Origin of the sequence: Kitasatospora sp. NPDC004615 (assembly GCF_042873545.1) — a bacterium.
Classification (GTDB): Bacteria; Actinomycetota; Actinomycetes; order Streptomycetales; family Streptomycetaceae; genus Kitasatospora.
The window spans coordinates 307728-320831 of record NZ_JBIALQ010000001.1 but is presented as its reverse complement, the minus strand read 5'-3'; the positions used below and the strand labels follow the sequence as shown (position 1 = coordinate 320831).

The following is a 13104-nucleotide window of genomic DNA, read 5'->3' as shown; positions in this document are numbered from 1 at the left end:
CCGGAGCCCACCATGGAGCTGTTCCCGCCCCTGCCCCTGGAGTCCTGGCGGGACACCAAGGAGACCCTGCACCGATTCGCCCAGGTCATCGGCAAGATCCGGCTGGCCGGCAGCCCCCGCCGCAACCACTGGTGGAACGTACCCTTCCACCTCACCGGACGCGGCATCACCACCCGCCCCACCGGCCCGACCCGCGGCGGCGACGCCTTCACCATCGACTTCGACTTCACCGACCACCGGCTGTACATCCGCACCCTCGACGGCGCCGAGGACTCGTTCCCGCTCACCGGCCGCTCCGTCAGCGACTTCTACCGCGACACCCTGCGGGCACTCATCCACCTCGACATCGACATCGTCCCCGAGCACCCCTACCCGTACGACCTGCCCGACGCGCACCGCCCGTTCGCCGACGACGACGAACACCGCAGCTACGACCCGGCCGCCGTCACCACCTACTGGCACATTCTCAGCCAAGTCGCCCTGCTGCTGGAGGAGTACGCGGCCGGCTACTCCGGCAAGACCAGCCCCGTGCACCACTTCTGGCACACCTTCGACCTCGCCGTCACCCGCTTCTCCGACCGCGAGATCGACCAGCCCACCGCCGTCGATCCCGTCACCCGCGAGGCCTACTCCCGCGAAGTCATCAGCGCCGGCTTCTGGTTCGGCGACGACAACGTCCCCGAGCCCGCCTTCTACTGCTACACCGCCCCCGAACCCGCCGACCTGACTGCTCGCCCCCTGCACCCCGCCGCCGCCTCCTGGGCCACGAGCCGCGGCAGCCACCTCGCCCTCCTCAAGTACCAGGACGTCCGAACCGCCGCCGACCCCTGGGCGACCGCACTCGACTTCCTCGACTCGGCCTACCGCGCCGGCGCCGACCTGGCCGGCTGGGGCCGCGAACGCGAATGCCCGGGCGGCGTGACCGACACCGTGCTGCGCGTCGAGCCGTCGGCCTAGCAGGTTCGGATCAGTAGAAGTGCCGCAGCTGGGGCCAGAGTTGGGACCAAGGGAGGCGCGGGCCCGTGCACAGCAGGACCGGGGCGCTCTGCTCCTCGTTGGCCAGGCTGTGGCCGTTGTCGACCCGGGCGACGTCGTGGCAGCCGGTGAAGGCCTGCTCGACCTGCGGGTAGGGCGCGGGGTGGATCAGCAGGACGGGGCCGGTCGCGGAGTCCGGCGGCGGGCCCCAGTCCGCGAACGACATGTGGCCCGAATACGGCACGGGCAGACCGTACTTGGCGCCGTAGCGGGCCAGCGCTCCTGCCTCGCCGTAGTTGGTGGTGAAGACCACGGCCCGGCTCCGCTGCTCGGGCGGGATCGCCGCCCAGCCCGTGCCCGCCGCCTCGGCCAGCTCCGGCCAGCCGACCTGCTCCGCCGACTCCTTGTACACCCAGGCCACGGCCGGGAGTTGATGTGCGGGAAGCACCGGCAGGGTGATCACCGAGTTCAGCGTCGCCGCGAGCAGTAGCAGTCCCACCAGCCGTACCCGGCTGCGCCGCACCGGCCACGCCCGGTCGGCCACCGGCTGGCACCCGGCCGCCATGACCAGCAGCAGTGGGGGCAGCGCGTAGTAGGGCTTGCCGCCGAGCAGCAGCACCAGCGCGGACAGGCCCAGGTAGCCGAACGCCAGCGGCCGTGCCCAGCGCAGCTCGGGCTCCTGCCGCAGGCGGCGCAGGCCACCCAGCCACACCGTCACCAACACCGGTGACAGGTACAGCAGTTGCATCGGCACGAAGGTCAACCGGTTGGCCAGGCCGTCCTGCCCGCTGATGCCCGAGGCCACCGTCAGCTGCGGCCAGCCGTGCGTGGCCTGCCAGTACAGGTTCGGCGCGGCCACCAGCAGCGCCAGCAGCGCACCCAGCGGCAGCCAACGCCCGCGCAGCACCTGCCGGTTGCCCGTGAACCAGATGGCCGGCAGCAGCGCCGCCGCCAGCAGCAGCACCAGGTCCTTGTTGAGCAGCGCGACACCCACCGCCGCACCGATCGGCACCCACCAGCGGCGGTCACCGGTGCGCAGCAGCCGCAGGACCAGCACGCCGATGCCCGTCCAGGCGAACAGGTCGAAGCTCGCCGTGGACAGCATGTGGCCCAGCGCCAGCACCATCGCCGACACCGCCGCGCCCGCCGCCGCCAGCACCTGGCCGCCCCGGCGCGCCCCCAACTCCCGCGCGGCCAGAGCCGTCAGGACGATCGTGGCGGCGGCCAGCAGCACCGCGACCACCCGCAGGCCCGCCGGGATCTCGCCGAACAGCGCCGTCGACAGCCTGGCCAACAGCGGTGTCAGCGGCGGCTGATCGACATAGCCCCAGGCCAAGTGCCGCCCGGCGGCCAGGAAGTAGAGCTCGTCCCGGTGGAACCCGTACCGCCCCGTCAATGCCAGTTCGAGCGCTGCGACACCCGCCGCGACGGCGAGCACCGGCCCGAACGCGAATCGCGACAGCCCCGTGGGCGTGGCGACGCTGGTGGATCCATCCCCCCGAAGGTCCATGCCGGGGAGTGTGACAGATGCGGCGGGCCGTGCCGCTCTATCAACGGTAAAAACCTGAACGATTGTTCGGCCACGGCCGTCCGATTAGGCTCGGGCGCTGTGAACGGCACCCCGCACCCCAGTGACCCGCCCATCTCGTCCAGCGCGGACCTCAACCGGCCTGTTGCCGCGGACCTGGCCGCGCTCGCCGGGCTGGCCACCGAGACCCGGCGGCCCGAGCACGCGGGCATCGACCTGCTGCCGACGCTGGAGATCGCCCGGCTGATGAACGCCGAGGACCGCACCGTCCCGGACGCGGTCGCCGCCGAGCTGCCCGCGATCGCGGCCGCCATCGACGCGATCGCCGAACGGATGGGCCGCGGCGGCCGGTTGATCCACGCCGGCGCCGGAACGGCCGGCCGGCTCGGCGTCCTCGACGCCGCCGAATGCCCGCCGACCTTCAACACCGCGCCCGGCGAGATCGTCGCGCTGATCGCCGGCGGCCCCGCCGCCTTCACCGCCGCCGTCGAGAACGCCGAGGACGACCGCGCCGCCGCCGTCGCCGACCTCGACGCCCTGCAACTCACCGCCGCCGACACCGTGGTCGGCATCTCCGCCTCCGGCCGCACCCCGTACGCCGTCGCCGCCGTCGAGCACGCCCGCAGCCTCGGCGCGCTCACCGTCGGCCTCTCCGGCAACCGCGATTCCGCGCTGGGCACCGCCGCCGAGCACGGCATCGAGGTCGTCACCGGCCCCGAACTGCTCACCGGATCCACCCGGTTGAAGGCCGGCACGGCGCAGAAGCTGGTGCTCAACATGATCTCGACGATCACCATGATCCGGCTCGGCAAGACCTACGGAAACCTGATGGTCGACCTCCGCGCCACCAACGAGAAACTCCGCGACCGCAGCCGCCGCATCGTCGCCCTCGCCACCGACGCCGAACCGGCCGCCGTCGCCGCCGCACTGGACGCCACCGGCGGCAAGGTGAAGGACGCCATCCTGCTGCTGCTCGCGGATGTCGACGCCACCACCGCGGCCGCGCTGCTCACCGCGCACGGCGGACGCCTGCGCGAGGCCGTGCAGGCCGCCCTCAAGAACTGACGGGATCAGAGCTGCTGTTCGGCCCAGATGGTCTTGCCACGCGGCGTGTGCCGGGTACCCCAGTTCCGGCACAGCTGCGCGACCAGCAGCAGACCGCGGCCGCCCTCGTCGTAGGTGCGGGCCCGGCGCAGGTGCGGGGCCGTGCTGCTGGCGTCCGACACCTCACAGATCAGGGTCCCGCCGTCCCGGATCAGCCGCAGGCCGATCGGCGGCAGGCCGTAGCGGACCGCGTTGGTGACCAGCTCGCTGACCACCAACTCGGTGACGAACGCGGCCTCTTCGTGCCCCCAGTCGGTGAGCGTCGTGGTGGCCAACTTGCGGGCCCGCGCCACTTCCGACGGGTCGCGCCGCAACTCCCAACCGGCGACGTCCTGTTCGTGCAGTGCCCGGGTGCGGGCCAGCAGCAGTGCGACGTCGTCGCTGGGCGCGGCCGAGCCCAGCGTCGCGTCCAGCACCCGGTTGCACAGCGCCTCCAGCGAACCTGTGGGCTCGGCGAGCGCCGACGCCAGCCCGTCCAGGCCCAGCGCCGGATCGCCGCGCAACTCCGAGGCCCGCAGCAGGCCGTCCGTGTACAGTGCCAGTACGCTGCCCTCCGGTACGGCCAACTCCATTGACTCGAACGGCAGTCCGCCGAGGCCGAGCGGCGGTCCCGGCGGCAGCTCCGGGAACGTCACCGCGCCGTTCGGGTCGACCAGTACCGGACCGGGATGGCCCGCCCGGGCCATCGTGAACGTCCGCCCCACCGGGTCGTACACCGCGTACAGGCAGGTCGCGCCCACGCTGCCGCCCGCCCAGGTGGTGGCGCTGTCCGGCAGTTCCTCCTGATCGACCCGCAGCACCAAGTCGTCGAGGTGGGTGAGGAGTTCGTCCGGCGGAATGTCGATGTCGGCGAGCGTCCGGACCGCCATCCGGAGCCGGCCCATCGCCGCCGACGCGGGCACCCCGTGCCCCACCACGTCACCCACCACCAGCGCCACCCGGGCGCCCGACAGCGCGATCACGTCGAACCAGTCGCCGCCCACGCCGTCGCGGCCGTTCACCGGCAGGTAGTGGAACGCCACCTCCACCGCCGCCTGCCGGGGCGTCCGGGCCGGCAGCAGCGAACGCTGCAGGGCGAGCGCGGTGTCCCGCTGCTGGGTGTACTGGCGGGCGTTGTCCACGGACAGCGCCGCCCGCGCCGTCAACTCCGTGGCCAGCACCAGATCGTCGTCGTCGAACGCCTCCGGCGAACGGTGTCGCAGGAAGATCGCCACACCCAGCGTCACCCCGCGTGCCGTGAGCGGCACCAGCAGCGAGGAATGGATCCCGAACCGCTCCGCCGACCTCAGCCGCCGCGGCTCCCGCTGCATCCACGTCCGCATCTTCTGATCCCGCATGTCCGTCCGCACCGGCCGGCCCGCGGACAGCACCTGCGCCATCGGCGACTCCGTCAGGATCACGTCGCGCGCCCCCACAGCCACCGCCGACTCCGGGCAGCCCGGCAGCACCGACTGCTGCGCCACCCGGTAGAACACCAGGCCCGCGCTGGACGGCGGACCGCTGCCGAACACCGTCTCCAGCAGGTCCACGCCGACGAAGTCCGCGAAGTCCTCCGTTCCGACGTCCGCCAACTCCTGGGCGGTGCGCTGCACTTCGAGGGTCGAACCGATCCGCAGACCGGCCTCGCCGAGCAGTGCCAGGCGACGCCGGGCCAGATCCTCCGGGCCGGCCTTCCGCTCGGACACCTCGGTGATCGCGGCCGGCGGATCCGTCCCCAGCGGCTGCAACGGTTGCGCGGACACCACCCAGCTCTGCTCGCCGCTCGCGGTCAGCACCGGGACGATCGCCAGCTCCACCGCCACCGGATCGCGCTCCGCGCGGGTCAATCGGACCATGCCGGTGAACGGTTGGCGGCGAACCACCGCGCGCAGGACGGCGATCGGCGCGTCACCGGCGAGCAGATCGAACGCGGAACGCCCCAGTACCCGGTCGGCCGAGAACCCCGACATGCGCTCGGCCGCCGCCGACCATCCCGTGATCGAGCCGTCGCCGTCAACCGTCGCAGTAGCCGCACGGCCCGGTACCCGTGTCGCCATGTCCGCACATTCCCCTTCGGTGCAGCAACCCCCAGGCCATGCCTTCAGCATCGCCCCGCCACGCAGACGCCTCAAACCGCCACGCCGAGCCGGAACCGGGGCCGCGTGCTGTTGCGGGAGGTCGAACGCGGTGGTAGCGCCCGGCTTCGCAGGCCGGATGTGCGGCGTTGATCGGACGGTGTGATCAGCGGATCGGTCGGATGTGTGGACCCGGTACGCTGCCGCGCATGAACGGCGGTGGCGGAAGCGAGCGGGAGGCCGAGGTGCTGGCCGCGCTCGCCGAACTGGACCGGATCGAACGCGCACGGAACCACCGGATCGGAATGCTGGACGCCCGGCGCACCCTCCGGGCCGTCGCCGAACGGGCCCGCACCGAGCACGGCTTCGAACTCGGCCTCGGCGGCCTGGTGGAGGGCCGCGACCTGGTGCTGCGGGCCTGGTCGGGGACGCTCCACACCACCCTGCACGACCTGCGGATCCCGCTCGGACTCGGCGTCGGCGGCCGGGTGGCGGCCGTCGGCAGCGCCGTCGTGGTCCGCGACTACTACCGATCCAGCCGGATCACCCACGACTTCGACCAGCAGGTCGGCAGCGAAGCCGTCACCGGCATGATCGGCCTCCCGATCGGCACCGGCCCCGCCCGCGGCGTCCTCTACGGCGCCATCCGCGGCAGCGGCCAGATCGGCGACAGTGCCATCGACGGACTGACCCGACTCGCCCACCTCGCCACCCTCGCCGTGGACGTCGCCGACGGCGCCGCCACCCTCGCCGACGCCGCCGTCACCGGCGAACGCCGCCGGATCGCCGCCGAACTGCACGACGGCGTCGGCGCCATGCTGTTCGGCCTCGGCAGCTCCGTCCGCGACCTGCGCGCCGACACCGCCCAGCACCCCGAACTCGCCGACCGCCTGCGCCGCCTCGAACGCGAACTCGGCGACGCCGCCGCCACCCTGCGCGCCTCCGTCGCCCGCCTCCACCACGACCGGCCCGCCGGCCCCGACGCCACCGCCTCCGACGGCGACCGGCTCGCGGCGGACCTCGCCGAGACACTCCGCGACTTCGAACGACGCACCGGCACCCCCGCCACCTTCGTGCCCATCGGACCCGCCCCGCGCCTGGACGCCGCACGCGCCGCCCTGCTGCGCCGCACCGTCGCCGAGGGCCTGCTGAACGTCGAGAAACACGCCCGGGCCGACTCGGTCGCCGTCACCCTCACCCACGACCGCAACCGACTCGGCCTCGCCGTCATCGACGACGGACCCGGCCCGGAACCCAACGGGAAACCGCTTTCCCGCTGGGGTCCGGCCCCGCACGCACCCGCCACCGGCGCAGGCCTGCCCGCCCTGCGGGCCCAGTACGAACGCCTCGGCGGCACTGTCCACCTGCACAGCGACGAGGACGGCACCACCCTGCGCGGCGAACTCCCGCTCCCCGCCCCGCCGGCCTGAGGACGCGGCCCGACCGCCTGCCCGCCTGCCCCGCCGGCCTGACGGCGCGGCCCGACCGGCTGCCCCGCCGGCCTGACGGCTGGGCCTGATCGGACGCCCCGGCCGTTCCGGTCAGAGCAGCTGCTCCTGCTGCGCCCGCCGGATCGCCTCGACCCGGTTGCGGGCCCCGAGCTTCTGCATCGCCGTCTGCAGATACGTCTTCACGGTGTTCCGGGTCAGCCCGAGCTCCTCGGCGATCTCCGGGTTGGTACGGCCCGTCGCGGCCGACCGGATCACCTCGTACTCGCGCCGGCTGAGCGACAGCCGGAACAGCCGGGCCTGCAACTGGGCCGGGGCCGAACCGTTCAGGCGCGGGTCCATCACCCGCTGTCCCGCCGCGGCCAGCCGCAGCTGGGAGACCAGGTCGGTGTCCGTGACGTCCTTCAGCAGGCAGCCGTGCGCACCGGCCGCAAGGGCAGCGGAAAGCGCATTCCGGTCCTCGAACGCGGTGAAGATCACCACCCGCGCATCCGGTGCGGCCGCCCGCAGCAGCGGCACGGTGCGCGAACCCGGCAGGTCCGGCAGCCGCAGATCCAGCAGCACCACGTCAGGGTGCAGCGTCGCGGCCAGCGCCACGCCCTCGCGCGCCGTCCGGGCCGAGCCGACCACGGACACGTCCTCGGCCCGCCGAATCAGCGCGGACACGCCGTCGCACACCACTGGATGGTCGTCGACCACCAGGACCCGTACGGTACGACCAGTGGAGCCATCCGCCATCCGAGCGAACTCTCCTCTCCAGGTGGGGGGACCGCAGGCTTGCGACCGGCGGAAATATTGGGTGCGACGGTAACTGAACGCAGAGGGGTCAGGCCATGGGCTCAGCCGAGAACGTCGATAACAATGAGCAACTGCCGTCCCGGCCGGGCGACGGCGCCACCACCGCGGCAGGCTCCGGGGCGCGGCTCGACCGCGCCGCGTCGGTGGCCAACTTCCGGGCCGCCCGCGAGGTGCTGTGGCAGCACGCCACCGACTACGACACCGCGTACCGCACCTTCCAATGGCCCGAGTTGGGCGAGTTCAACTGGGCGCTCGACCACTTCGACCCGATGGCGCGCGGCAACGACCGGGCCGCGCTGTGGGTGGTCGAGGCGGACGGCAGCGAGCGCATCCACAGCTTCGACCAGCTCGCCCGCCGCTCCGACCAGGTCGCCAACCACCTGCGCGCGCTCGGCCTCGGGCGCGGCGACCGGGTGCTGGTGATGCTCGGCAACGTCAGCGAACTGTGGGAGGTGATGCTCGGAGCGATCAAGCTCGGCGTGGTGCTGATCCCCGCCACCCTGCTGCTGTCCGCCGAGGACCTCGCCGACCGCCTGGAACGCGGCGAGGTGCGCGCCGTGATCGCCGCCGCCGAGGTCACCGACCGCTTCGCCGGCCTCCCCGGCGCCCCGCTGCGGATCGCCGTCGGCGCGACCGGTGGTGCGACCAGCGGTGCGACCAGCGGTGCGACCGGCAGCAGCGCGACCGTCGGCGGCGAGCCCGTCGAGGGCTGGCACGACTACGCGGAGGTGGACAACGCTGCCGAGGAGTTCACCCCCGAGGGCGTCACGCTCGCAGACGACCCGCTGCTGCTGTACTTCACCTCCGGCACCACCTCGAAGCCGAAGCTGGTCGAGCACACCCACGCCTCGTACCCGGTCGGCCACCTGTCCACCATGTACTGGATCGGGCTGCGCCCCGGCGACATCCACCTCAACATCTCCTCGCCGGGCTGGGCCAAGCATGCCTGGAGCAACCTGTTCGCGCCGTGGAACGCCGAGGCCACCGTCCTGGTCTTCAACTACGGCCGGTTCGACGCCCAGCAGTTGCTCGAGGTGATCGCCCGCTGCCGGGTCACCACACTGTGCGCCCCGCCCACCGTCTGGCGGATGCTGATCCAGGCCGACCTGGGCGCGCACCGCACCGAACTGCGCGAACTCGTCGGCGCCGGCGAACCGTTGAACCCCGAGGTGATCGAACAGGTCCGCGCCGCCTGGGGGTTGACCATCCGGGACGGCTTCGGCCAGACCGAGACCACCTGCCAGATCGGCAACAGCCCCGGCCAGCCCGTCCGCCCCGGCTCGATGGGACGGCCGCTGCCCGGCTACCGGGTCGCCCTCCTCGACGCGGACGGAAAGCCCGGCGAGGAAGGCGAGTTGAGCCTCGACCTGGCCCACCGCCCGCTCGGCCTGATGCGCGGCTACCGGGGCGACCCGGAGCGCACCGCCGACGCCATGCGCGACGGCCACTACCGCACCGGCGACGTCGCCGCGCGGGACGCCGACGGATACATCACGTACGTGGGCCGCGCCGACGACGTGTTCAAGGCCAGCGACTACCGGATCTCCCCGTTCGAGCTGGAGAGCGTCCTGATCGAACACCCCGCCGTCGCCGAGGCCGCCGTCGTTCCCTCGCCCGACCCGCTGCGCCTGGCCGTCCCCAAGGCGTACGTGGTGCTGGTCGACGGCCGCACCCCCAGCCCCGAACTCGCCCGCGACATCCTCGCGTTCACCCGCGAGAAGCTCAGCGCCTACAAGCGCATCCGCCGCCTCGAGTTCGCCGACCTGCCGAAGACCATCTCCGGCAAGATCCGCCGCGTCGAACTGCGCACCCACGAGGCCGACCGCACGGAGAACCGCAACCCGAACGAGTACTGGGACAGCGACTTCCCGGAGCTCCGCCAGGGCTGAGCCGGAGCTCCGTCAGGGCTGAGCACGCCTGCTCCGCCGAACGGGAAACCGCTTTCCGCGTGCCGTCGCCGACTTGTTGGCAGGGGCGTGCGGAAAGCGGTTTCCCGTTGCGTCGGGGCGGAGCGGAAAGCGCTTGCCGACCGCCCCGTGCGGACCGGTAATATCCTCCCAACCTCCCGGGCGTAGCGCAGAGGCAGGCGCCCCGCGCTTACATCGCGGACCACGCCGGTTCGAATCCGGCCCCCGGGAGGCTCGGGTGTCGGGCCCGTAGCGCAGAGGCAGACGCGCCGCTTAGCTGAAGCGGAACACGCCGGTTCGAATCCGGTCGGGCCCGGCCTCGTTGACGCACCGCCACCCGGAGGACCCCCGATGAGCACGCCCGTGCCGGACGAGACGCCCGTGCCGGACGAGACGCCCGTGCCGGACGAGACGCCCGTGCCGGACGAGACGGTCGAGACGGTCGACCCCCACGGCCCCACCGAGGCGGAACTCGCCGCGCTCGACCGCACCATCCGGCAGCTTCGCGCCCTCCCCGCCGACCACCCGTCGCGACTGCGCGCCGAACGCGTCGCCGAGTCCTTCGTCCGCGACGGCCGCCAGCAGCGTCGCCGCGAACGCCGCACCGAGGCCGCCCTCGCCGACACCGAACTGACCGCCGCCACCGCCACCGGCGGCGCCGCCCGCCGCGAAGACGCCCCGCTGCCCACCGCCGCCGGGCACACCCCGATCGGCGAACTCGCCCGCCCCCAGCGCTGCTACGTCTGCAAGCAGTTCTACCGGCAGGTCGACGGCTTCTACCACCGCCTCTGCCCCGATTGCGCCACCGACCACACCGCCCGCCGCAGGCTCAGCACCGACCTGGCCGGGCGGCGCGTCCTGCTCACCGGCGGACGTGTCAAGATCGGCTTCCAGCTGGCTCTGATGATGCTGCGCGACGGCGCCGAGCTCATCGTCACCAGCCGCTTCCCGCACGACACCCTTCGCCGCTTCCAGGCCGCGCCGGGCAGCGACCGCTGGCTGCACCGGCTCCGGATCGTCGGCATCGACCTGCGCGACCCGCGCCAGGTCCTCGGCCTGTGCGAGCAACTGCGCGCCGAGGGACGGCCGTTGGACATCCTGGTGAACAACGCCGCGCAGACTCTGCGCCGCCCGCCGGAGTCGTACGCGCTGCTCGCCGCCGGGGAGCGTGGCACGGTACCCGCGCAGGTCGGGCACGCGCCCGGATTCCGCCCGATGCCCGCCCTCGCCCCCGCCTGGCCCGCCGCCGAACTGGCCTCCGAGGAAAGCGCGTTGGCGCTGCCCCGGGTCACCGCCACGGCGGTGGACGAGGCCGGGCTGCTGCCCGACACCGCCCCGCGGAACTCCTGGTCGGCGACGCTCGGCGGACTCGACCCGGCGGAGGTATTGGAGACCCAGCTGGTCAACGCACTCGCCCCCGCACTGCTCTGCGACCGGCTGCTGCCGCTTCTGGAGGCATCCCCGCACCCCGCCCGCTACATCGTCAACGTGACGGCGGTGGAAGGCCGTTTCGCGGTCCGCAACAAGATGCCCGGCCACCCCCACACCAACATGGCCAAGGCCGCGCTCAACATGCTCACCCGCACCAGCGCCGCCGAACTCGCCGACCGCGGCGTCTACATGTGTGCGGTCGACACCGGCTGGATCACCGACGAGAACCCGGCGCCCAAGAAGTCCCGGCTGGCCGACCACGGCTTCCGCACCCCGCTGGACATCGTGGACGGCGCGGCCCGCGTCTACGACCCGATCGTGCGAGGCGAGGCGGGCGAGCCGTTCGTGGGCGTCTTCCTGAAGGACTATCGAGTGGCGGAGTGGTGAACGCGGCCCGTACCATCGCCGCGACGGGGCCGTAGCACAGAGGCAGGTGCGCCGGTCTCCAAAACTGGAAGACGTCGGTTCGAATCCGACCGGCCCCGTCACCTCGGGGAGGGGTCGTAGCACAGCGGCAGATGCGTCGGCTTGCCAAGCCGGAGGACGCCGGTTCGAATCCGGCCGGTCCCGCACCCGGAGGCAGCGCCCCGGCACGACGGCCCGGAACGACCGAGTGAGCACGGCAAGGAGCGGAAGTGGTGCAGGAGTTCGCCGGAGTCCCGTCGGTCGTGCCCCGCCCGGTCGGCGAACTCGCCCCGCTGCTGGCCTGGTTGCGCACCGGAGCCGGCACCGACCGGCGGATCGACTTCCCGGCCGGCACCGCCCTGCCGGACGGCCGACTCGACCTGTGCAAGCAGCAACTCGGCCCACACGGCGCACAGTTGGTCGCCGACGCCCTCGCCGAAGCAGCCGAAGCAGCCGAAGCAGCCGGCGCAGCCCGGACGGCCCCCGACGGCGGTGAGGCCCCCGTCCGGCACCTGCTGCTCGGCACCGACGGCCTCGGCGACGACGGCGCGGCCGCTTTCGCCGAACGCGCCGCCGAAATACCCGTCCGCACCCTCTACTTGGGCTGCAACGGCATCACCGCCGCCGGTGCCTGCCGGATCGCCGACCGGCTGCGCGCCTCCACCCAGACCGTCCGCGCGCTCTGGCTCAAGCGCAACCCGCTCGGCATCCGGGCCGGCCAGGCTGCCGCCGAACTGATCGCGGCCGTCGAGCAGTTGCGCACCCTGGACCTGGTGCAGACCGGCCTGGACGCGGCCGGCCTGACCGTCCTCGTCGATGCCCTGCTGGCCGGCGGTCGGCACTTCGAACGGCTCTACTTCAGCGGAAACCCGCTCGGCCCGGCCGGAGCCGAACCGCTGGCCCGGCTGATCGCCGCCGGCGCCACCGACGAGCTGTACGCCTCCGCGGCCGGCCTCGGCGACGACGGCGCGCACACCCTCGCGGCCGCGCTGCGCACCGCCCCGCACGGGCGGCTGCGCCGCCTCTCGCTGGCCAGCTCAGGTCTCGGGCCGGTCGCCGCAGCCGAGTTGACGGCCGCCGCGGCCGCCGCCGGAGTGGAACTGCTCGATCTGGGCCGGGTCCCGGCCGCCCACGTGCTGGGCGCCGCCGACAACCGGATCGACCTGGCCGCCGCCGACCGGATCGGGGCCGCGCTGGCCGCCGCCCCCCACCGCCTCGACCACCTGGTGCTCACGCACACCGGCCTCCGCAGCCGCGAGGCGCACCGCCTGCTCGACCACGCCGCCGTTGCCGCGTCCCCCACCCGCTACGTGCTGGGCAAAGGCATCGCGAGCAGCATCCGCAGCCGCCTTAACGCCCTCAGCGTCACCGTCCCCGCGCCCGTCCCCGCCCCGGACGTGGCGGCGGTGCACAGCGTGCACCGCACCGCCGCGCCCGGAGCGGAACAGGACTGA

Annotated in this window: 9 protein-coding genes and 4 tRNA genes; 10 read left to right on the top strand and 3 right to left on the bottom strand. The window is 73.3% G+C overall.

Annotated features, from left to right (window positions below):
- The first annotated feature begins 12 nt into the window (after window positions 1-12).
- Window positions 13-957 carry a DUF5996 family protein gene (locus tag ACFYS8_RS01480; protein ID WP_387636782.1) on the top strand — a complete coding sequence of 315 codons (945 nt, stop codon included), beginning with the start codon at window positions 13-15 and terminating at the stop codon, window positions 955-957.
- A gap of 10 nt (window positions 958-967) precedes the next feature.
- On the opposite strand, the gene ACFYS8_RS01475 is transcribed toward ACFYS8_RS01480, so the two are convergent.
- Window positions 968-2485: an ArnT family glycosyltransferase gene (locus ACFYS8_RS01475; RefSeq protein WP_387634141.1), complete on the bottom strand. Its 1518-nt coding sequence runs from the start codon at window positions 2483-2485 to the stop codon at window positions 968-970.
- A gap of 132 nt (window positions 2486-2617) precedes the next feature.
- Here ACFYS8_RS01475 and murQ point away from each other — a divergent pair, with 132 nt between their 5' ends.
- Window positions 2618-3568, top strand: coding sequence for an N-acetylmuramic acid 6-phosphate etherase (gene murQ / locus ACFYS8_RS01470; protein WP_387636779.1), 951 nt, complete (start codon window positions 2618-2620; stop codon window positions 3566-3568).
- A 5-nt stretch (window positions 3569-3573) separates the two neighbouring features.
- Here the strand turns inward: murQ and ACFYS8_RS01465 are convergent, their stop codons facing one another.
- Entirely contained in the window at window positions 3574-5643 is a 2070-nt protein-coding gene (locus ACFYS8_RS01465; RefSeq protein WP_387634139.1) for a SpoIIE family protein phosphatase, read from the bottom strand.
- Between the two features lie 227 nt (window positions 5644-5870).
- Here ACFYS8_RS01465 and ACFYS8_RS01460 point away from each other — a divergent pair, with 227 nt between their 5' ends.
- Window positions 5871-7091 (top strand): sensor histidine kinase, encoded by a 1221-nt coding sequence (locus ACFYS8_RS01460; protein ID WP_387634137.1) that lies wholly within the window; start codon window positions 5871-5873, stop codon window positions 7089-7091.
- A 111-nt stretch (window positions 7092-7202) separates the two neighbouring features.
- Here ACFYS8_RS01460 and ACFYS8_RS01455 read toward each other — a convergent pair whose 3' ends face one another.
- Entirely contained in the window at window positions 7203-7847 is a 645-nt protein-coding gene (locus ACFYS8_RS01455) for a response regulator (protein WP_387634135.1), read from the bottom strand.
- Between the two features lie 95 nt (window positions 7848-7942).
- On the opposite strand from ACFYS8_RS01455, the gene ACFYS8_RS01450 reads away from it, so the two are divergent.
- The 7 genes from ACFYS8_RS01450 to ACFYS8_RS01420 all read left to right on the top strand — a co-directional run bounded on the left by ACFYS8_RS01450 (window position 7943) and on the right by ACFYS8_RS01420 (window position 13104).
- A complete protein-coding gene (locus ACFYS8_RS01450; protein ID WP_387634133.1) occupies window positions 7943-9796 on the top strand; it encodes an AMP-binding protein in 1854 nt (617 codons plus the stop codon).
- A 175-nt stretch (window positions 9797-9971) separates the two neighbouring features.
- A tRNA-Val gene (locus ACFYS8_RS01445) sits at window positions 9972-10045 on the top strand.
- 12 nt (window positions 10046-10057) lie between these two features.
- Window positions 10058-10130 (top strand) — tRNA-Ser (locus tag ACFYS8_RS01440).
- Window positions 10131-10165: 35 nt separating this feature from the next.
- A complete protein-coding gene (locus ACFYS8_RS01435) occupies window positions 10166-11632 on the top strand; it encodes an SDR family NAD(P)-dependent oxidoreductase (protein ID WP_387634131.1) in 1467 nt (488 codons plus the stop codon).
- A 25-nt stretch (window positions 11633-11657) separates the two neighbouring features.
- A tRNA-Trp gene (locus ACFYS8_RS01430) sits at window positions 11658-11730 on the top strand.
- A gap of 12 nt (window positions 11731-11742) precedes the next feature.
- A tRNA-Gly gene (locus ACFYS8_RS01425) sits at window positions 11743-11815 on the top strand.
- Window positions 11816-11880: 65 nt separating this feature from the next.
- Entirely contained in the window at window positions 11881-13104 is a 1224-nt protein-coding gene (locus ACFYS8_RS01420; RefSeq protein ID WP_387634128.1) for a ribonuclease inhibitor, read from the top strand.